Below are 21,641 nucleotides of genomic sequence, written 5' to 3' on the forward strand. Positions count from 1 at the left end.
TGTAAGGTGAATTTATTTAATCCAACTAAAGGAAGACAGAATGAAAAGAGTGGTTATCACCGGTTTCGGGGTTATCTCTAGCATCGGTAACAATAAAGAAGAAGTGTTAGCGTCATTGAAAGCGGGTAAATCCGGAATTGAAACCGTTCCGGGATTTATCGAAATCGGCATGCGTAGCCATGTTGCGGGAACGATTAAATTAAATGCGGCGGAATTAATTGACCGTAAAATTTACCGGTTTATGGGCGATGCGGCGTCGTATGCTTATCTTTCCATGAAAGAAGCCATTGAGGATGCGGGGTTAACGGAAGAACAAGTCTCTAACGAACGTACGGGTTTGGTTATCGGTGCGGGTATCGGTTCCGCACATTATCAGGTGAAAGCGGCCGATGCGGTACGCAGTCCGCGCGGCGTGAAAGCCATTGGACCTTACGCGGTGACAAAAACCATGTCTTCAAGCGTTTCTGCCTGTTTGGCGACACCGTTTAAAATTAAAGGCGTGAACTATTCTATCAGTTCCGCTTGTGCGACTTCTGCGCACTGTATCGGTAATGCGGTAGAATTAATTCAGTTAGGTAAACAGGATATTGTTTTTGCCGGCGGTGCGGAAGAATTATCCTGGGAAGGTGCGGCTCAGTTTGATGCCATGGGTGCGATTTCGACCAAATATAACGAAACGCCGGAAAAAGCTTCTCGCGCCTATGATGCAAATCGTGACGGTTTCGTTATCGCCGGCGGCGGTGCGGTAGTGGTTGTTGAGGAATTGGAACACGCATTAGCCCGCGGTGCGAAAATTTATGCGGAAGTCGTGGGTTACGGTGCGACTTCCGACGGTTACGACATGGTGGCGCCAAGCGGTGAAGGTGCGGAACGCTGCATGCGTCAAGCCATGAAAGATATTGACGGCCCGATTGATTATATCAATGTCCACGGTACTTCAACTCCGGTTGGAGACGTGAAAGAATTAGCGGCGATTAAAGCGGTATTCGGCGAGCAAACGCCGGCGATTTCTTCTACGAAATCCATGACCGGTCACTCATTGGGTGCGGCGGGTGCGCACGAAGCTATTTATTCATTATTAATGTTACACAATGATTTCATTGCGCCGAGCATCAATATCGAAACCTTAGACGAACAGGCGAAAGGGTTAAACATTGTTACTGAAACTAAAGAAAACGCCGGCTTGAAAACCGTGATGTCTAACAGTTTCGGTTTCGGTGGTACCAATGCTACCCTGGTTTTCCGCCGTTATGAAAAATAATTTCGGAAAATAGTATTTAAGTGCGGTCAAAATCTTTTATGTTTTTGACCGCACTTTTGTTTCGATAAGATGGAAAGATTTGTCAAAACCGGACTCCGTCAGACGGAGTTCGGTTTTTTATTATAACGGAGCGGGTAATTCCTACCGTTACGGAGAACGTAACGGTAAATTATAATAATATTAAAGAAAGAACATAAACCGTCAATATACCGACCATCCCCATGATGAATGTCAACATACTTTGAGTGCGATAGCCTTGTTGCGGCGTCATTTTGGTGAAATTAGTCACTACCCAGAAATAGCTGTCGTTAGCATGAGACACGCACATGGCACCGGCGGCGATCGCCATAACGGTTAATGCCGCCGCCATTTCGGTGGTGAGGTTCAAGGCGGTCATCAAGGAATCGTCCGCATTAAACATTCCCATAATGGATGCGGTAGTAATAATGGCGACGGTCGAGCTGCCTTGTGCGGTTTTCAAGATTGCCGAAATAATGAAGGGGAAGAAAATGCCGGCGGAACTGATAGCGATTGCATTTTGTTTAATATATTCCACAAAGCCCGCTTCGGTAATTACTTTGCCCAACACGCCACCGGCGGCGGTGATGAACAGGATCGGTCCGACAATTTTGAGCGTGTCGTTGGTTAAGGCATCGAATTCGCTGATTTTGTCGGTGTTCAGCAACAGAAAAATAGAGAAAATCACGCCTACTGCCAAAGCGATAATCGGATTTCCTAAAAATTGCAGCAAGATACCGGCTTCCCCTTCAATACCCATAATTTTGCCGATGGAACCGAGCGCCATAAATAAAATCGGCATGAAAATCGGTGCCAGGCTTACAAAGCCGTTTGGCAGTTTACCGTAATGTTCCAACAGTTCTTCATAACTTTTACTGATGACTTCGTCGGTTTCCGATTCGTCGAGCGTAGTTTTCGGACCGATGTATTTAGCGAAAAGATAGCTGGAAAGCAATACGGGAATAGAAACCGCTACACCCATAACCATGACCAGTAAAATATTACCGCTTAATCCGACTGCGCCTGCTGCGGCAATAGGACCGGGCGTCGGCGGGATAAAAACATGCGCTGCATACAAACCGGCGCTTAATGCCACCGCCATACCTACAGGATTGGCGGCGATTTTTTTGTGAATGGCCTCCCTAATCGGATTCAGTACGACGAATCCGCTGTCGCAGAACACCGGAATACCGACAACCCAGCCCATAATCAGCATGGCGAGTTCGGGGCGTTTCTGGCCGACTACTTTTACTACCATATCCGCCAATTTCAGGGCGGCGCCGGTTTTTTCCAATACGGTACCGATAATGGCACCGAAGATAATTACAATACCGATACTTTTAAAGGTTCCGCTGAAACCGTCCCCGATAATGCCGGGGATTTTGGCCAGGCCTATGCCCGCTGCGAACGCGAGGGCGAGAGAAATGGTCATCAAGGCTAAGAACGGGTGAACTTTGAGCTTTGAAATCATCAGAATCATGACGATAATGGCGATAACAAAGCAAATAATGAGTGATATACCGGTCATAACGTATACTCCTTGTTTGCAAAATTCTGTTACTATCCTAGGTTCGTAGCCACGGGGTTGCAATCGACTTTTCGGCAAAATGTGAATTGGATCACAATAAAAAACGGCGAAAAATTCGCCGTTTTTTGTCCGCACTTTACCGAATAAAGCCTAAATCAGACCTTGCGGGTAAGTAACCAACAGTTGTGAATTTGCTTGTTGCGTTCAAAATCCAACGGCAGGGTTTTAGCGGAAATTTCTAGCGCGTTTAAGCCTAATTGCGCCAAACCGTCGAAATCCATTTTGAACCCGCGTTTGTTGTTGGAGAACACTATGGTGCCGTTCGGGCGCAAAATCCGTTTCAGATTTTTCATCAGTTTGATGTGATCGCGTTGTACGTCCCAACTGTCTTCCATGCGTTTGGAATTGGAAAATGTCGGCGGATCCACAAAAATTAAATCGAACTGCTTATCGCAGCGCATCAGCCATTGCAGACAATCCGCCTGAATCAGTTTATGCCGTTTACCGTCCACATCATTCAGTATCAGATTTTGCTCCGCCCAGTTCAAATAGGTATTCGACATATCTACAGTGGTAGTGGATTTTGCACCGCCCAGGGCCGCATGTACCGTTGCGGATCCCGTATAGGCGAACAGATTGAGAAAATCTTTGTCTTTTGCCATTTCGCCTAACATTTTACGGGTTAAACGGTGATCCAAAAATAAACCGGTATCCAAATAATCGGTCAGATTTACCCATAATTTCGCCCCGTATTCCGTCACATAAAAATACTCGCCTTTATTCGCCAGTTTTTCGTATTGATTACTGCCTTTTTGTTTCCGGCGTACTTTTAAAATCAACTTGCTGGTTTCTACGCCGGTGACGGCAAGGGTGGCGGTTACCGCATCCAATAAGCGTTGACGGGTTTTATTTTCATCAATATTTTTCGGTGCCGCGTATTCCTGTACGACAATGTGATCGCCGTAACGATCAACGGCTAAATTATAGTCGGGTAAATCCGCATCATACAGCCGATAGGCATCTAAGCCTTGCTGTTGCGCCCATTTTTCAATTTTTTTAATATTTTTCTGCAAGCGGTTCGCGAAATCCGTCGCTACATCGGTGTGAGCGCTGTCGGCGGAAACTGCCGGATTTTCCGCCGCACGTTCGTCGGTTTGTACCGAACTGCGGTCGGAAATTCGATAGTTTTTTTGCACGCAATCCAGCGGACCGTTTTTCGCTTTAAACTGACGGAATGAACGCATGCGCAGGCAATCCAGCAGACCTTGTTCCGAGCTGAAAACAGATACGTTCCAGCCGCCGAATTGCTGTTTTAAACGCTGTCCAAACACAGAATATAGGGCGATTAACGCCGGCGTGGTCCCTAATCGTTCACCGTATGGCGGGTTGCACAGAACCGTTCCTTTTTCACCGTTTCGCAGCGGATTTTTCTCCATTTGCGCTTCCGCCAGGGCGACGGCTTCCGCTTTTACCTTTTCCCAAACCGCCTGATTGTGTCCTTTCCAGAAATCGAATCCCCAGTGCGACCGGTGTAATTGCGGCGCAATTTGCGCTTCCATTTGTGCGGCTTCAATCAGCAAGGTACCGGAACCGCACATGGGGTCCACCAACGGCGTACCTTTTTGCCAGCCGGAACGCAACACCAATGCCGCCGCTAAGGTTTCCCGTAACGGCGCTTGTCCGCTGTCTTCGCGATAACCGCGCATATGCAGCGCTTCGCCGCTTAAATCCAGCGAAAGAATTAAATCGTCGCGATTTAAATAGGCATGAATGCGCACATCGGGATTTTCTTTATCTACATTAGGGCGGGCTTTGCCGTGGCGTTCGAAATAATCCACAATGCCGTCTTTGACCCGCATAGCGCCGAATTGACTGTGGCGAATTTCGCGGTTTGTGCCGTTAAAATCTACAAAAAAATGTGTTCTTTCGTCGAAATGCTCTAACCATGCTTGACTGACGACGGTAGAGTAGAGATCTAAATCGCTGTAGATTTTACTTTGCGCGATAGGCAATAAAATACGGGACGCCAGACGCGACCATAATAAGGTTTTGTACTGGGTTTCATCGTCTGCGCCAAAATGGACGCCGCCCTGGGCGATACGGACATCCTGCGCCCCGAGTTCGGTCAGTTCGGTTTTCAATAATTCTTCAAAGCCGCGGGCACAGGTGGCGAAAAGTGGTTTCATCGGGTTTCTCTGTTCATCAAAAAATTGCCGCGATTATAGCAGGTTTATCGGGTGAAAAGAATGCGATAAAATCGTAGGCTATCGTTATTTCCCGCTTGCGGCGGAGATTTTCGCGGAAAAGGAAAACGGCTGATGAAAAAACGTGGCTTTTTTGACCGCACTTTTTGCTTGCATATTATTTAATTTGCATATAAATTCATAATAAATGAATAATTATTTATCGAGACGCCTATGCGAAGTACAGAATTAGTCCAATGGTTCCGTCAATCCACCCCTTATGTGAATATGCACCGTGGCAAGACATTCGTCATCATGTTGGATGGGGACACCATTGCAAGTGAAAATTTCATTAATATTATCAGTGATATACGTTTGCTGCACAGTTTGGGAATTAAGCTGATTATCGTGTTCGGAGCCAGATTTCAGATTAACGATTTATTGATGAAAAACCATATCCGGCCTGTTTACCATAAAAATATCCGCGTAACGGATCTCCGCACATTGGAACTGGTGAAGCAAGCCGCCGGCCAACTCAATTACGACATTATGTCCCGCCTTTCCATGCGCTTACCCCATTCGCCGTTGCTGAATGTGGTGAGCAGTAACTTTATTCTGGCGCAGCCTATCGGCGTAGACGACGGTGTAGATTATATGCTAAGCGGCAAACTTCGCCGAATTGAAGTAGAAAATATCAAACAACAGCTGGAAAATGACGCCATCGTGTTGATCGGTCCGGTCGCCCCTTCCGTTACCGGCGAAAGTTTCAATTTACCTTTCGAAGAAGTAGCGACGCAGGTGGCGATTAAGCTGAAAGCGGAAAAACTCATCGGTTTCAGTAATACCCAGGGGATTTTGGATAAAGACGGCGTATCCATTCCCGATTTATTGCCGCAGCAAGCGGCGAATTATCTGCAACAATTTATTGAACGGGATCAATATCACAGCTCGCAGGCGCGTTTTTTGCAGGCGGCGATTGATGTTTGTCGTGCCGGCGTGCACCGTTCCCATTTGCTCAGTTATGAAGAGGACGGTTCGTTATTGCAGGAATTATTCACCCGTGACGGGGTCGGAACCCAGCTTTCTATGGAAAGTTCGGAAGATATTCGGATTGCTACGGCACGCGATATTCCAAGCCTGCTTGAACTGATTCATCCGTTGGAACAACAGGGGATTTTGGTGAAGCGTTCGCGCGAACAGTTGGAAATGGACATTGAAAAATATACTATTATCGATCGCGACGGCGTGATTATCGCCTGCGCCGCACTGAATGTGTACGAAGATGAAAAAATGGCGGAAATGGCATGCGTTGCCGTGCACCCCGATTATCGCAGTTCTTCCCGCGGGGATGTTCTGCTGGCGGAAATTCGGAAACGTGCGAAAAATCTGGATATCGAGAAATTGTTCGTACTCACCACCCGTACGGTGCATTGGTTTCAGGAACGCGGCTTTCACATGGCAAACGTGGAAGATTTGCCGAAAGATAAGCGCGACCATTACAATTATCAGCGTCGTTCGAAAATACTGATTCAGAATTTAACGGAACCCAGCGAATAGAGGAAAATCCGCCGAAGCGGATTTTAGGCATAAAGTGCGGTTAAAAAATAGCATGTTTTTTTACGCAAGAAGGATTAACCGACGTTTTTTCGCAAGGAAACTTCGCCGGCGTTAAAGGTCATCAGCTCGTTTCCGACCTGTAAACGTAAATATCCGCGTTCGTCAATTCCTTGCTCAATGCCGGAAATAACCTGTCTTTCCGTGATAATGTTCACTTCGTCCTGAAAGAATGCGTCATTTTGCCGCCATTGCTGGCGGAATTCGGGTGTAATGCCTTGCCGTTCAAATGCGGTTAACGCCCGAATTAATTCCTCAAATACGGTAATCAGCAGCAAAGTGCGGTCGATTTTAGGCAATATTTCGTGCAGATTTGCCCAAGGCTGATCGATTTGATTGTTATCACGCGGGACGGCGACATTAATGCCGACACCGATGACCAGATTCAACCTGCCGTTTTCCGTTCCCGCCGTTTCAATCAAAATTCCCGCCAGTTTGCGTCCGTGTAATAACAGATCGTTCGGCCATTTTAATTTTGTTTGATCAGAACCCAATTTACGGATTGCCCGATGAATCGCCATACCCACCGTTAAGCTTAGCCCGTCCGTGGGGACGGTTGTGTCCACCTGCCAGACCATGCTGAAAATCGCCTGGGCGGCAAAGGGTGATTGCCAGCGTCGTCCGCGCCGTCCGCGTCCCGCGCTTTGGTATTCCGTCATGCAGATATCGCCTTTGTTCAGACGGCTCATGTTGGTAAGCAGTAAGCGGTTGGTGGAATCAATCACCGGCGCATACATGATTTTTTGGTGTGGAAAAACTTGCTGAATTTGGGCCGCACTTAATAACGGAGTTTGCGGAATTAACCGTATTTCGCCGAAACCGGTGTCGATTAGAAAGCCTTGCTCCTGCAATGTGCGGATACGGTCGAGTAATTCGTTGTCGGAACAGGCAAAAAGTGCGGTCAGATTTTCAAAAGAATGAGGCTGGCAGTCCGCCAGAATGTCTAACAATGAAGTCATGTAAATTCCTTTCAGCAAACGATTAGCATTTTTTATCACAAATTACATAAAAAGATAAATTTTTCTTGAAAAAAACGTTCACAAGGGAATTTATTATCTGTATAATCCGTCCGCAATATTTTTTAACTTCAACTTAAATTCAGAGAGAATATTGCAATGTCATTACGTATTAAAACGGAAGCTTTAACCTTTGACGACGTGCTTCTTGTCCCTGCACATTCTACCGTACTGCCTAACACCGCAGATCTTTCCACTCAATTAACCAAAGAAATCCGCTTGAATATTCCGATGCTTTCCGCCGCGATGGATACCGTGACGGAAGCGAAATTGGCGATTGCGCTGGCGCAGGAGGGCGGTATCGGGTTTATCCATAAAAATATGTCTATCGAACGTCAGGCGGATCGCGTACGTCGGGTGAAAAAATTTGAAAGCGGTATCGTGTCCGAACCGGTCACGGTTTCTCCTGAATTATCTCTTGGCGAACTGGCACAATTAGTGAAGAAAAACGGTTTTGCCGGTTATCCCGTTATTGATCAAAATGATAATTTGGTGGGCATTATCACCGCACGCGATACCCGCTTTGTCAAAGATTTAAACAAAACCGTAGCGGAAGTGATGACGTCGAAAGACAAACTGGTTACGGTGAAAGAAGGGGCGAAACGCGAAGATATTATCGCTTTAATGCACAGCCACCGCGTAGAAAAAGTGCTGGTGGTGGACGATAACTTCAAATTAAAAGGTATGATCACTGTTAAAGATTTTCAGAAAGCGGAACAAAAACCTAACGCCTGTAAAGACGAATTCGGCCGTTTGCGTGTGGGTGCGGCGGTAGGTGCCGGTGCGGGTAACGAAGAGCGTATCGAAGCGTTAGTCAAAGCGGGCGTGGATGTGCTGTTAATCGATTCTTCACATGGTCATTCCGAAGGCGTATTGCAACGGGTGCGCGAAACCCGTGCGAAATATCCGGATTTACCGATTATTGCCGGTAATATCGCTACTGCAGAAGGCGCAAAAGCTCTTGCAGAAGCCGGTGCCAGTGCGGTAAAAGTGGGGATTGGACCGGGTTCTATCTGTACCACCCGTATCGTAACCGGTGTCGGCGTGCCGCAAATCACCGCAATTTCTGAGGCGGCGGACGCCTTGGAAGGCACCGGTATTCCGGTTATCGCCGACGGCGGTATCCGTTTTTCCGGCGATATCGCTAAAGCGATCGCCGCCGGTGCGACCTGTGTGATGGTGGGATCTATGTTTGCCGGTACGGAAGAGGCGCCGGGCGAAATCGAATTATATCAAGGCCGTTCTTACAAATCATACCGCGGTATGGGGTCATTAGGCGCCATGGCGAAAGGTTCCGCCGATCGTTATTTCCAAACCGACAATGCCGCCGATAAACTGGTACCGGAAGGTATTGAAGGCCGCATTGCCTACAAAGGTTTCCTCAAAGAAATCATTCTGCAACAAATGGGCGGTTTGCGTTCGTGCATGGGCTTAACCGGCTGCGCAACCATCGATGAGTTACGTACCAAAGCGGAATTCGTCCGTATCAGCGGAGCGGGGATTAAAGAAAGTCACGTACACGATGTGACCATTACCAAAGAAGCGCCGAATTATCGTATGGGTTAAGCGTTTAAATTAACCGTAGGGTGGGCTTGTTAGCCCACCTTTTTGAGTTAAAGTGCGGTTGAAATTTGTAAAGTTTTTGCCGGGAATTTCAGTTTTACGTTAATTAAACATGAATAACCGTTTTGTTATTGCCATCGTTTATATGGTGCTTAGCGGATTGGCATTTCCGATTATTCGTTATGTCAGTTTGCATTTTCATGTATTAAATAATAATGCGGTAAGGCTTTTATCCGCAGGTATTGTTTTTATTTTTATTGCCCTTTGGAAATTCCGACAACAGGTCGAGTACGTATTAAGAAATCCTAAGGTGATGTTTAATTTGTTGATCATTGCCGTGATTATGTTTTTTAACATTTATCTTTCCACCGAAGGACTGAAATATACGACAGCGCTGACGGGCAGTATCTTCGGTATTATTATGATGCCGGTAGCAATGATTATGGCTGCGTTTTTTTATCGAGACGAGCGCGAACATTTAAAATCATCACGTTTTTATCTGGGCGCTTTAATCGCGCTTATCAGTTCTTTCGCTTTTGTGTTGGGTAACGATAATCAGGGCGAAAGTATCGATTTGGTGAAAGGTACGTTGTTGCTGACCGGCTGGATCGTTGTTCAACCGATTCAGAATCTTATTGTGAAAAAAGTAGCGAAAAATATTCATTCTATTGTCATCAGCGCTTCAACGGCAACCCTGTCCGGCTTAATTTATCTGGCTACAGCCAGCCGGACCGGTGTGATATATCAGTTATCCGAAGTCGGTTCGTCTATGTTAATTATTCTGATAGTGGCGGGTATTTATTGTTTGATGACGGGGATGTTTTTAGCCTTTTACATCGTGCAAAAACAAGGATTGGTTTTCTTCAATATTTTGCAATTACTGGTGCCTGTTTCCACCGCGATTATCGGTTTTATTATGCTGGGCGAAACCGTCAGTTTTTATCAGGTGATTGCCATGATATCGGTTATGCTCGGATGCTTTATTGCGTTGAGAAAATAATATTCAGGCGTATCGGGATAAAGTAGAATAAGACTGTTTTACAGTAAAAATTTCAATGCGTTAGCGTAATATCAGGGAGCGACTAAATGAAAGGTCAATGTTTATGTGGAGCGGTCTCTGTAACCGTACCGAAAAATAAAAATGTTCATGCCTGCCATTGCGGAATGTGTATTAAATGGAGCGGCAGCCCGTTATTTTCGTTGAGCTGTCAACAGAAACCGGATATTTCAGGGGCTGACTTTATTCAATGTTATCAGTCTTCCGAGTGGGCCGAACGTGCTTTTTGTAAACAATGCGGCACACATTTGTACTATCATTTGCTCGGCACGGATAATTATGAATTATCCGTCGGTTTATTTACAGCGGAAAATGAATTTAATTTAGAACAAGAAATTTATATTGATAAAAAACCAGGTTTTTATTATTTGGGCAATGATGTGCCTAAATTAACGGAAAAAGAGTTTTTAGCTAAATTAGGCTTATAGCAGACGGTTAAATTTTTAGCATTTTTGATAAAACAGAGAACAAAATGGACAACATTCACAACCATAAAATCTTAATCCTCGACTTCGGTTCACAATATACCCAACTGATCGCACGCCGTGTGCGCGAAATCGGGGTTTACTGCGAACTTTGGGCGTGGGACGTAACGGAGCAACAAATCCGTGAATTTAACCCGACCGGGATTATCCTTTCCGGCGGCCCGGAAAGTACCACGGAAAATGACAGTCCGCGAGCGCCGGAATATGTATTCGACGCCGGCGTGCCGGTGCTAGGTGTGTGTTACGGCATGCAGACTATGGCGATGCAGCTTGGCGGGTTAACCGAAGGTTCGGCTCATCGAGAATTCGGTTATGCACAAGTGGATTTACAGGCAACGGACAGTTTATTCGCACAATTAAATGATGATTTAGATTCAGCTCAACCGAAATTAGACGTTTGGATGAGCCATGGTGATAAAGTAACCCGTTTACCGGAAGGTTTTCAGGTGACCGGAACCACACCGACTTGTCCGATCGCCGCGATGTCCGACGAAAAGCGTCATTTCTACGGTGTACAGTTCCATCCGGAAGTCACCCATACCAAAAGCGGTTTAGCGTTGTTAACTAATTTCGTTGTTAACATTTGTGGTTGTGCCACCAACTGGACGCCTGAAAATATTATCGAGGACGCTGTTGCCCGTATTAAAGCGCAAGTGGGCGACGATGAAGTGATTTTAGGGTTATCGGGCGGCGTGGATTCCTCCGTTACCGCATTGTTATTACATCGTGCCATCGGCAAAAATCTGCACTGCGTATTCGTGGATAACGGTTTATTACGTCTTAACGAAGGCGACCAAGTGATGGAAATGTTCGGTGATAAATTCGGTTTGAACATTATTCGCGTAAATGCGGAAGAACGCTTCTTAGACGCTCTGAAAGGTATTCACGATCCGGAAGCTAAACGTAAAATGATCGGCAAAGTATTTGTGGACGTATTCGACGAAGAATCTCACAAACAAACCAGCGTTAAATGGTTGGCGCAAGGTACGATTTACCCGGATGTAATCGAATCCGCCGCCAGTAAAACCGGCAAAGCTCACGTAATCAAATCGCACCACAATGTCGGCGGTTTGCCGGATTATATGAAACTCGGCTTGGTCGAGCCGTTGCGTGAATTGTTCAAAGACGAAGTACGCAAAATCGGCTTGGCACTCGGCTTACCTGCCGAAATGCTCAACCGCCACCCGTTCCCGGGTCCCGGTTTAGGTGTACGTGTATTGGGTGAAATCAAAAAAGAATATTGCGATTTACTGCGTAAAGCCGACGCCATTTTCATCGAAGAATTGTACAACTCGGGCTGGTACTACAAAGTGAGCCAAGCATTCACCGTATTCCTACCGGTGAAATCGGTCGGTGTGATGGGCGACGGGCGTAAATACGACTGGGTGGTCAGTTTACGTGCAGTAGAAACCATCGATTTTATGACCGCACATTGGGCGCAGCTGCCGTATGATTTATTAGGTAAAATCTCCAACCGCATTATCAACGAAGTAGACGGCATTTCCCGCGTGGTGTATGACGTCAGCGGAAAACCGCCAGCAACGATTGAGTGGGAGTAGGTTGATAATTAGGCATAATGGATAAAAGTGTGGGTTTTACTCACTCTTTGTTCAAAAAGCCTTTTAATTAAGGGACTATCCTAGATATCTAGGATAGTCCCTTAATTTATTACGAAAATATTCAAAAATGCTGATTATTATAGTTTTATGTATAGCTGTGAGCGGTCATTTTTTAGCAAAAATTTTCGTAAATAAGAATAAATCTTATTTTGTGATGTAAATCAACGCACTTTTTAGCAAAGTTGTGTAATATACAATCTATCATAAAATTAATTTCTGTGAGATTTACGAATGAAAAAGTTATTACAGGTCATATTGCTCTTAATGCCAATCGGCTTATTTTTTCCGAATGGTACGTCGGCACATTCTCCTCTCTATACGGAAGAAGTTATTCCTTTATTTGCCGATGAAAATTTAAGCCAAGAAATCGGGCAATTAGAAGCCGGGGCTGAAATAAAATTAGTGCAATCCACCGCAAAAGCCAGTCAAATTGAGCTGAATTTATGGCGAAAGACTAAAGGCTTTGGGCGAGTTTGGTATCATAGTTTTGCTAAAAATATTACCGATGTCGTTCTGAGTAAAGAATTTATGCAAAATAATCCGCCTTTAGAAATTATCGAACAAAAAGAAGACCCGAACACAGGCCTAATGTGGCAAAGAGTAAAAATGGACGCTTGGGTTAAAAAGTCAGATTTTACCAATGATTTAACCGATTTTTGGGCAAATGCGTCAAATACCTTTAAGAGCGAATGCAGCGTTTGCCATAAACAGCGCGATACTAAAATGCATAATGCCAATGAATGGGTTGCTGTTTTTAATGGGATGGTCGGTTTTACCGATATGGATGAAGAAATACAAAAGCAGGTGCTTCGCTATCTTCAAATGAATGCTTCTGATGCAGACACCGCCAAATAAAGGAAAGAATTATGCAACAGTCTCGCCGTCAATTTTTAAAAAATATGTCTATTATAGCAGGCAGCTTCGCGATGCCGAGTTTTTTAATTCCTCGTGAAGCGAATGCTCAACTGCCTACACCAGAATGGAAGGTAACAGGTTGTCAATGGGGAGCTGTGCGAGCCAAGGTGGAAAATGGACGTGTCAGCGAAATCAAACCTTTTGAATTTGATAAACACCCAACCGAGATGATTAACGGTATTAAAGATATTCTCTATGGCGAAACCCGTGTGCGTTATCCGATGGTGTGGGTGGATTGGCTGAAGAACCGTCAAAATAGCGACCGCTCACGCCGTGGCGATAACCGTTTTGTGCGAGTCAGCTGGAAAGAGGCGTTAGATCTATTCTATGAAGAGCTTGAGCGTATGCAGAAAGATTACGGCCCGTGGGCATTGCATACGGGTAACGTTGGCTGGCGTTCGTCAGGGCAGTTCCACAGTTGCGGTAATCATATGATTCGGGCGATTGCAATGCACGGGGCAAGTGTCGGTACAGTCAGTGACTATTCTACCGGAGCGGGCCAAACTATTCTGCCGTATGTATTGGGCGATACCGAAGTCTATTCGCAAGGGACTTCGTGGGAGATTATCTTAAAAGAAACGGAAAATTTAATCTTCTGGGCAAGTGATCCGGTAAAAAATCTGCAAGTCGGTTGGAACTGTGAAACGCATGAGGCTTACGCTTATTTAGAGCAGCTAAAACAGAAGGTGGCAGAGAAAAAAATCAATGTTATTTCCGTTGATCCAGTCAAAAGCAAAACCCAGAATTTCTTAGACTGTGAACAGCTTTATGTCAATCCGCAAGCGGATATGCCGTTTATGTTGGCGATTGCCCACACTCTATATAAAGAGAATTTATACGATAAAGCATTTCTTGATGTTTATACCCTTGGTTTTGAAAAATTTGTACCGTATTTGTTAGGGGAAACCGAAGATAAAATCGAAAAAACACCGGAATGGGCGGTACCAATTTGCGGTATTTCGGCGGAAAAAATTCGTGAATTTGCAAGAATGTTGGCTGGCAAACGTACTCAGTTAATTTTCGGCTGGGCAATTCAACGCCAACAACACGGCGAACAGCCTTACTGGATGGGAGCGGTTCTGGCGGCAATGCTCGGGCAGATTGGTTTACCGGGCGGCGGCATTAGCTATGCACATCATTATAGTTCTATCGGCGTGCCAACCTCTGGAGCGGCAACGCCGGGATCATTCCCGTCTAATTTAGGTGAAGAACAAACCCCGAAATATACCAATAAAGATTACAAAGGTTATAGCGATGTGATTCCTGTTGCTCGTGTTACCGATTCACTTTTACAACCCGGGGAAAGCATTGATTACAACGGTAAGAAAATTGTTTATGCCCCTTATAAAATGGCAATTTTCACAGGCTGTAACCAATGGGGCAGACAGTCCGATCTGAATAAAATGAAAAAGGCATTTCAGCAGTTAGAAACCGTAGTAACGCTAAATTATAGCTGGACGGCAACCTGTCGCTTTGCCGATATTGTGTTGCCTGCCTGCACCCCATTTGAACGCAATGATATTGATACCTACGGTTCTTATAGCAATCGTGGTGTATTAGCAATGCACAAGCTGGTTGAGCCGATGTATGAATCTCGCTCCGATTTTGAGATTTTCAAAGATTTATGCAGCCGTTATGGCGAAGGAAAAGCGGAAGAATATTGCCAAAACTTAGATGAAATGGGCTGGCTGAACCGTTTATATACCGAATGCCGTCGTGCTAACCGTGGCAGATTTAAAATGCCGAGACAATTTGATGAGTTTTGGAAAACCGGCTACGTGTTATTCCCTGAAGGCAAACCTTGGGTTCGCCACGCCGATTTCCGTGAAGATCCGGAATTACACGCTTTAGGCACACCGTCCGGCTTTATCGAAATTTACAGTACCAAAATTGCGAACTATGGCTATGATAACTGTAAAGGTCATCCAATGTGGTTTGAAAAAGACGAGCGTTCACACGGCGGTCCAAAATCAGACAAATTCCCGTTCTGGATGCAGTCTGTTCACCCTGACAAACGCTTGCATTCACAACTTTGTGAAGCTAAAAATTTACGTGAAACATATAGTGTACAAGGCAGAGAGCCGTTTTATATGAACCCGCAAGATGCGGAAAAACTGGGTATAAAAGACGGCGATTTAGTGCGGGTATTTAATGAGCGAGGACAAGTGCTGGTTGGGGCGGTATTATCCGATGATTTCCCAAGCGGTGTGGTTCGCTTACAAGAAGGAGCGTGGTATTCGCCTGTCGATGAAAGCATTGGGGCATTAGATACCTACGGTTGCCCGAATACGCTTACCCTTGATATCGGGGCTTCAAAACTTTCACAAGCCACTTGTGTCAGCACCTGTTTAGTCAATGTGGAAAAATGGCAAGGCGATGTACCTGTACCGAACGGTTTTACCGGCCCTGTTGAGGTGACCCACCAATGATTGCGTTAGAAAAAGATGAAAAACTGCTTATTCTAAACTGGTTACGTAATCTGCTCGCTCGGGAACTCTCAGACGAGCAATTACAAACCTTACAAGCGGTCGAATTTTCTCAGTTTTTTGCATTTTTAGCTGAAATCGGCTTTGAGAAGCAAAGTTCGGCCCTGCAACAAGAGATTCAAAAAATCGCTTTATTCCAACACCCTCGTTTAGAGTTAGCCGCCGATTTTACCCAATGTTTCTTACTTGAAGGTAAAGTCAGTGCTTTGCCTTATGCTTCAGCCTATTTAGATGGGCAGAGCCTAAAACAAAATCTGGCAAAAATGGATCGATACCTTGAACATTTCCAGCTACAAATCAACCGCCAAACCAATGAGCCAAGCGATCATCTGGTTGTTTATTTAGAAGTATTGATTAAGTTGCTCGAACAAAATAAAACAACGGAAGCAAAAGAGTTTATTCAGCAACAGTTACTCACTTGGTTCCCTCAATTTGCCGCAAAAACAGAAAAGACGAATATCCGCACAAACTTCTATCCTATTTTGGTTAAACTGTTATTTGCGGTTTTGCAAAATTTTTAAGAAATTTAATCGCTTGCCTAACAATTATTAATGATTTTGATAATAATTCTCATTGAGGGGGTGTGTAGAGTTGGTTACAATCAATTCGAATTTTTTATTTGGAGACTATATGAAATCAACTTTCTTTTCTCATTTATATCGCGGTTTATTTGCTTGTTCGCTTTTACTCGGAGCATTTTCCGCTCAAGCTGAAATCAAAACCATTCAAGATGTGTTAGGGCGTGATGTTAAAGTCGATGTGCCGGTTAAACGTGCCGTGTTGGCATTTTATTATCCGGACTATATCGCCACCACTGGCGTAGAAAATTTCGATAATGTAGTTGGTATTTCTCGTGAGTTTTGGGAAAAATTTAACGCCGGCAGTTGGGCATTATTTAGTGAAAAAATGCCTAAATTAAAAGATATCGCCGATGTAGGCAATATCAATACCGGTACATTCTCAACTGAAAAAACACTCGCCTTAAATCCGGATGTACTGATTCTTGCAGATTGGCAATATCAAACCTTAGCCAGTGAAATTCCTCGTATAGAACAAGCCGGCATTCCTGTTGTTGTGGTTGATTTTAATGCACAAACTGTAGAACGTCATACCCAAAGTGCGAAAATTTTCGGTGTTTTAGCTGGTAAAGAAGAACGTGCCGAAAAAGTCGCTGCAGAATATGCACAAGGTATTAAGCTGATTCAAGATCGTATTGCCCAAGCCAAAGTTGCTAAACCTAAAATTTATATCGAGTTTGGTAATAAAGGCCCAAGCGAGCATAGTTTTACTTTCGGTAACAATATGTGGGGAGCGATTGCTAACACGGTTGGAGGCGATAATATCGCCGCACCTTTTGTAGAAAACTGGGGGCCGATTAATCCTGAGCAGCTGCTTGCTACAAAGCCGGATGTTATTATGATTTCAGGTACAGAGGCTGGTACAAAAGAGAACCAAGAGATTATGGCGATGGGGATTGATATTGAAGAACAAGATGCCCAGCGCCGTCTAAAAGGCTTTGTTAATCGTACCGGCTGGCAAACGTTGCCTGCAGTAAAAACAGGGCGAGTATTTGGTTTATACCACACCGCATCTCGCTCTCTTGCTGATTTAGCAAGTGCTCAATTTATGGCTAAAGCACTTTATCCTGAACTTTTCGCGGATATTGATCCTGAGAAAACCTATTTAGATTTCCACCGCAATTATTTGCCTGTTGAGCCAAAAGGTACGTTTTTTATTAATTTGAAATAGGTTAATTGTTTTTTTACACTGGCTGTGTAATACGATTGCCGGAGAATGATCGAACAAATAGCTATAAATCTTGCAAGTGGTTATTTTTTCTTAGTATTTTGCAAATAGCGCGCTTCAAATTTTGTTTGATGGCGTTGAATAACTTCCGTCATTGAGATACCGTATTTATCGGCCAGTACAAATAAATTATCCATTACATCGCCCAGTTCCTCAATTAGGTTCTCGCGCTTTTGCTGTTGAGAGGCTTCGGTTTCATCGGGCCTTTCGCGCCCGATTTCGATTGCCCTCACCGCACAGGCGACTTCGCCCATTTCTTCTGCTAAATAAGTCATTCGCATAAAGGGGTTACGTTCATACCAGCCCTGATTCTGATAAAACTTTCGCACCCATTGTTGATATTGTTCGATTTGCATTTCATACTTCCTCATTAAAAATAAACAAGCGGCCGAATTTGCAAAAATTTTTACTAATTCAACCGCTTGTAGGGCGTGTTTTGCCTATTCGGCTTCTTTTAATACGATCCAACCGCTGTCTAACCAATCACAGATGGAATCAAGCATTAGTTCTAATTCTGTCTGATCTTGCATTTTTGAAGCCAGTTTGTTCCAAGAAATGGAGTCTCCGTTCGCTATACGTGTGAGTAACGCCATTTCCGCTTCATTGAGTTCATCAATCCATTCTCCATTGACATAGATACGTTGTGGGTTTTCCGTATAGAGCATTTTTACATTTGAGCATTTTTACATTTGTATCTTGTTGGAGCCAACCGCCTTCTTCTAATACTTCCTGTACTTCATCAGGGTAGTATTCATTAGAAGTTTGTAACAGCTCATAACGTCGTGCGCTTGCGGCTGTTGCAACGCTATGGATAAAGAGATCATCAAATTGCTCGGAATTTTGTAATAATTCGATTAAACGCTGTTTGAATACTTTTATTGTTTTTGCCAGTATTCACGCAAAAACGTTTCAGGGCTAATGTTTTTCAGGTAAGCAGAATGGAATGTTCATAGGTACTCCTTATGATCTTCTCTGTAGGTGATTTTATTATAACTGGTAACATGATGATTTTATTGTGATTTTTTTAATTATGTGACATAAATCAAATAATTTATACTATATGATAATAATTCCTATTTATGAAAATTTATTTAAGCTATAATCATTTCGATTTGTAAAAGTAACAGGAGAGTATTATATGAAATTCAGCGCTATCGCATTTTCGACCCTACTTGCAATTTCAGGCTCGGCATTAGCTGCCCCAGTTGAAATTACCGATGTAATGGATCGTAAACTTACCGTCGAATTACCCGCAAAACGAGTGGTGTTAGCATTTAACTATCAAGACTATATGGCAGTCGGCGGTGAAAAAGCATTAGATAATGTGGTCGGCTTTTCTAAAGCGGTATGGTCGGATTGGGCTCCGGCAAGCTGGGAAGAGTTTACTAAAGCCGTGCCAAAATTAAATGAATTGGAAGATGTCGGTGAGGTTGAAGTCGGCACATTCTCCGTCGAAAAAGTATTAGCGTTAAAGCCGGATTATGTATTGATGGCAAAATGGCAGTTTGAAGCTTTAGATTCGGATTTGGAGCCGTTAGAAGAAGCGGGTATTCCGGTTGTTATTGTTGATTATCTTGCGCAAACGGTGGATAAACACGTTCAATCGACCGAGATTATCGGTAAATTAACCGGACAAGAAGAAAAAGCGAAACAAATTAACGAAGAATATTCTGCATTAACCAAAGAGATTCAAGACCGGGTAGCGAAAGCAAATCTGCCAAAACCGAAAGTCTATGTTGAATTCGGTAACAAAGGTCCGGCAGAGCATAGCTTTACTTTCGGTAAGAGTATGTGGGGGGCGATGGTTAATTTAGTCGGAGGTGATAATATCGCCAAAGATGCGGTGGAATTTTATAGCCCTATCAACCCTGAATTAGTGGTGGCAGCAAAACCTGATGTGGTTATTATCAGCGGTCGTGAAACAGAGTTGAAGAAAAATCCGGATGCAATGGTTGCAGGCTTTAATATTGATGAAGCAGAAGCCCGTAAACGCTTAGCCGGTTTTGCAAAACGTCCGGGTTGGTCTGAATTGCCGGCAATTAAAAATAACAGATTGTACGGTGTTTATCACGCAAACTCCCGTACGGTTTCCGACGGTGCATCAATTCAATTTATCGCAAAAGCGATTTACCCTGAATTATTTAAAGATATTGACCCGACCAAAACCTACGTCGAATTCTATAAAAAATATCTTCCTATCGTACCTAAAGGTGCATTCTACTTAGAGCCAGAGAGTAAGTAATGCAAGCTTCAACTGATAACGTTCAGGGAACAGTTGAACAGATCGTCCAAAGCCAACGTTTACTTGAACGTAAACGTTGGCTTGTCGTGCTTACTTTCCTTGTGATTAGTTTAGTCGGAATGATCTTTGATATTGTAACAGGCCCTTCAATGTTACCGCTTGATGAAGTGGTTTGGGCTTTATTTCATATCGGTGAAGTAGAAAAAACAACTAATGTGATTGTCTATAACCTGCGTTTACCGATGGCGTTAATGGCGTTAGTGGTGGGTGCCGCTCTGGGTGTAGGTGGGGCAGAAATCCAAACTTTGCTGAATAACCCGATGGCAAGCCCTTATACCTTAGGTTTAGCAGCAGCGGCAGGGCTTGGAGCCTCGGCGGTAATTGCTTTCGGCGGTTTTGGGCTTCCTTCTTCTATTTCCGTACCGATTGGGGCATTTGTAATGACAATGATTGCCTCGGCTGTGCTTTTTATTTTCGCTTCAATGCGGCGTTTTAATTCGGCAATGCTGGTGTTAGTCGGAATTGCATTACTTTTCTTATTTCAATCGTTGCTTTCACTGATTCAATTTATTGCCGCACCTGAAATTTCCCAACAGATTTTATTCTGGTTGTTTGGCAGTCTAACCAAAGCCACGTGGGAGAATTTAGCCGTTACAACGGTGGTTACTATTGTTTGTACCACCTTACTTGCAAAAGATGTGTGGAAATTGACCGCTTTACGCTTGGGGGAAGAACGAGCATTAAGCCTTGGTATTAACTTGCAGTTATTGCGTTTAAAAACCTTGATTATCGTGGCAATTATGACCGCCACCGCCATTAGCTTTGTCGGTATTATCGGTTTTATTGGATTAGTGGCACCGCATGTGGCTCGAATGTTATTAGGCGAAGATCAACGCTTTTTCTTACCCGGAGCAATGCTAGTCGGGGCTGCGTTTTTATCCATTTCATCGGTGTTATCGAAAGTGATTATTCCGGGGGCGTTATTCCCTGTCGGTATTATTACCTCTTTTGTCGGTGTGCCGTTTTTCTTCTGGATTGTGCTGAGCAAACGGGGCGGATAATGTTAAAACTGGAAAATTTACAGATTAAACGTGGGAGTTTAGTGATTGCCGAAGATTTGTCGTTTAATTTAGAACGTGGCAAAATCTATACGATTTTAGGCCCAAACGGAGCAGGAAAATCTTCGCTGATTAAAACGATTTTTGGCGAAGTTCCCTTTACGGGGAATATCCAATTTAACGATAAAACATTAAATAAACACCATTTATTAGCTTGGCGAAAAGCGATTGGCTATATGCCGCAAGATACTCAAGTGGAAGCCTCTTTAACCGCATTGGAAGTGATTTTACTCGGCAGATTAGATGCCCTTAATATGCACGTGAGTGATGAACTTTTAACCGAAGCTGCAACCATTATGGCAAAATTGGGCATTGCTCATTTAGCTCATAAAGATATTATGCGGCTCAGCGGCGGGCAGCGGCAAATGGTAATGTTTGCACAAGTATTGCTACGAAGCCCGCAAATTTTAATGTTGGACGAACCGGTGAGTGCGTTGGATATGCACCACCAAATCAACCTGCTTGAACATGTTTGCGAGTACACAAAGCAAAATCAACTGATTACGATTATGGTACTACACGATTTAAGTTTAGCGGCACAATTTTCGGATGATATTATTTTGCTTGGTAACGGCAAACTACAAGGTTTTGGAGACGCAAAACAAGTTTTACAGGCAGATTTAATCAGCCGATTGTATAATGTCGAAACCGAAATTTTATACGATCGCACAGGGCAACCGGTGATTCGCCCGTTACGTAAAAAGAAAACCTGATAATTTAGAGGGAAATA

The 21,641-nt window shown here is 44.1% G+C and carries 17 protein-coding genes and 1 pseudogene; 13 read left to right on the top strand and 5 right to left on the bottom strand.

Annotated features, from left to right (window positions below; translation table 11 throughout):
• Nucleotides 1-40: 40 nt before the first annotated feature.
• Nucleotides 41-1,261, top strand: a complete 1,221-nt coding sequence (gene fabB / locus ASUC_RS04615) for a beta-ketoacyl-ACP synthase I (protein WP_012072636.1) — start codon at nt 41-43, stop codon at nt 1,259-1,261.
• Nucleotides 1,262-1,430: 169 nt separating this feature from the next.
• Here the strand turns inward: fabB and ASUC_RS04620 are convergent, their stop codons facing one another.
• Both ASUC_RS04620 and rlmKL read right to left on the bottom strand, forming a co-directional pair.
• Nucleotides 1,431-2,807, bottom strand: coding sequence for a GntP family permease (locus ASUC_RS04620; protein ID WP_012072637.1), 1,377 nt, complete (start codon nt 2,805-2,807; stop codon nt 1,431-1,433).
• Between the two features lie 155 nt (nt 2,808-2,962).
• Nucleotides 2,963-4,993, bottom strand: a complete 2,031-nt coding sequence (rlmKL, locus tag ASUC_RS04625) for a bifunctional 23S rRNA (guanine(2069)-N(7))-methyltransferase RlmK/23S rRNA (guanine(2445)-N(2))-methyltransferase RlmL (protein WP_012072638.1) — start codon at nt 4,991-4,993, stop codon at nt 2,963-2,965.
• Between the two features lie 231 nt (nt 4,994-5,224).
• Here rlmKL and argA point away from each other — a divergent pair, with 231 nt between their 5' ends.
• The gene (argA, locus tag ASUC_RS04630; RefSeq protein WP_012072639.1) at nt 5,225-6,547 is read left to right on the top strand and encodes an amino-acid N-acetyltransferase; all 1,323 of its coding nucleotides are present in this window, start codon (nt 5,225-5,227) and stop codon (nt 6,545-6,547) included.
• 74 nt (nt 6,548-6,621) lie between these two features.
• Here argA and birA read toward each other — a convergent pair whose 3' ends face one another.
• Nucleotides 6,622-7,563, bottom strand: a complete 942-nt coding sequence (birA, locus tag ASUC_RS04635) for a bifunctional biotin--[acetyl-CoA-carboxylase] ligase/biotin operon repressor BirA (RefSeq protein WP_012072640.1) — start codon at nt 7,561-7,563, stop codon at nt 6,622-6,624.
• 156 nt (nt 7,564-7,719) lie between these two features.
• Between birA and guaB the strand changes: the two genes are divergently transcribed.
• The 8 genes from guaB to ASUC_RS04675 all read left to right on the top strand — a co-directional run bounded on the left by guaB (nt 7,720) and on the right by ASUC_RS04675 (nt 17,494).
• The gene (gene guaB / locus ASUC_RS04640; protein ID WP_012072641.1) at nt 7,720-9,186 is read left to right on the top strand and encodes an IMP dehydrogenase; all 1,467 of its coding nucleotides are present in this window, start codon (nt 7,720-7,722) and stop codon (nt 9,184-9,186) included.
• Nucleotides 9,187-9,295: 109 nt separating this feature from the next.
• Nucleotides 9,296-10,183: a DMT family transporter gene (locus tag ASUC_RS04645; protein WP_012072642.1), complete on the top strand. Its 888-nt coding sequence runs from the start codon at nt 9,296-9,298 to the stop codon at nt 10,181-10,183.
• 86 nt (nt 10,184-10,269) lie between these two features.
• Nucleotides 10,270-10,668, top strand: coding sequence for a GFA family protein (locus ASUC_RS04650; protein ID WP_012072643.1), 399 nt, complete (start codon nt 10,270-10,272; stop codon nt 10,666-10,668).
• 44 nt (nt 10,669-10,712) lie between these two features.
• A complete protein-coding gene (gene guaA / locus ASUC_RS04655) occupies nt 10,713-12,284 on the top strand; it encodes a glutamine-hydrolyzing GMP synthase (protein WP_012072644.1) in 1,572 nt (523 codons plus the stop codon).
• A gap of 291 nt (nt 12,285-12,575) precedes the next feature.
• Complete coding sequence (locus ASUC_RS04660) at nt 12,576-13,199, top strand: hypothetical protein (RefSeq protein WP_012072645.1); 624 nt, start codon at nt 12,576-12,578, stop codon at nt 13,197-13,199.
• A gap of 11 nt (nt 13,200-13,210) precedes the next feature.
• Nucleotides 13,211-15,688 (top strand): trimethylamine-N-oxide reductase TorA, encoded by a 2,478-nt coding sequence (gene torA, locus ASUC_RS04665; RefSeq protein WP_012072646.1) that lies wholly within the window; start codon nt 13,211-13,213, stop codon nt 15,686-15,688.
• Nucleotides 15,685-16,266 (top strand): molecular chaperone TorD, encoded by a 582-nt coding sequence (torD, locus tag ASUC_RS04670; protein WP_012072647.1) that lies wholly within the window; start codon nt 15,685-15,687, stop codon nt 16,264-16,266. Before torA ends, torD begins: the two co-directional genes overlap by 4 nt.
• 109 nt (nt 16,267-16,375) lie before the next feature.
• Nucleotides 16,376-17,494 carry an ABC transporter substrate-binding protein gene (locus ASUC_RS04675; protein WP_012072648.1) on the top strand — a complete coding sequence of 373 codons (1,119 nt, stop codon included), beginning with the start codon at nt 16,376-16,378 and terminating at the stop codon, nt 17,492-17,494.
• An 80-nt stretch (nt 17,495-17,574) separates the two neighbouring features.
• Here the strand turns inward: ASUC_RS04675 and ASUC_RS04680 are convergent, their stop codons facing one another.
• Both ASUC_RS04680 and ASUC_RS04685 read right to left on the bottom strand, forming a co-directional pair.
• The gene (locus tag ASUC_RS04680; protein ID WP_012072649.1) at nt 17,575-17,907 is read right to left on the bottom strand and encodes a MazG nucleotide pyrophosphohydrolase domain-containing protein; all 333 of its coding nucleotides are present in this window, start codon (nt 17,905-17,907) and stop codon (nt 17,575-17,577) included.
• An 84-nt stretch (nt 17,908-17,991) separates the two neighbouring features.
• Nucleotides 17,992-18,436: pseudogene (locus ASUC_RS04685) on the bottom strand (winged helix domain-containing protein); the annotation flags it as partial.
• Between the two features lie 253 nt (nt 18,437-18,689).
• On the opposite strand from ASUC_RS04685, the gene ASUC_RS04690 reads away from it, so the two are divergent.
• From ASUC_RS04690 to ASUC_RS04700, 3 genes are read left to right on the top strand one after another with little or no spacing between them, the layout of a single operon-like run.
• Complete coding sequence (locus tag ASUC_RS04690; RefSeq protein ID WP_012072650.1) at nt 18,690-19,793, top strand: ABC transporter substrate-binding protein; 1,104 nt, start codon at nt 18,690-18,692, stop codon at nt 19,791-19,793.
• Nucleotides 19,793-20,854 (top strand): FecCD family ABC transporter permease, encoded by a 1,062-nt coding sequence (locus ASUC_RS04695; protein WP_012072651.1) that lies wholly within the window; start codon nt 19,793-19,795, stop codon nt 20,852-20,854. Before ASUC_RS04690 ends, ASUC_RS04695 begins: the two co-directional genes overlap by 1 nt.
• On the top strand, nt 20,854-21,624 hold the full coding sequence (locus tag ASUC_RS04700; RefSeq protein ID WP_012072652.1) for an ABC transporter ATP-binding protein: 771 nt from the start codon (nt 20,854-20,856) through the stop codon (nt 21,622-21,624). The genes ASUC_RS04695 and ASUC_RS04700 overlap by 1 nt, the downstream gene beginning before the upstream one ends.
• Nucleotides 21,625-21,641: the final 17 nt, after the last annotated feature.

It is taken from the genome of Actinobacillus succinogenes 130Z (assembly GCF_000017245.1).
GTDB lineage: Bacteria > Pseudomonadota > Gammaproteobacteria > Enterobacterales > Pasteurellaceae > Exercitatus > Exercitatus succinogenes.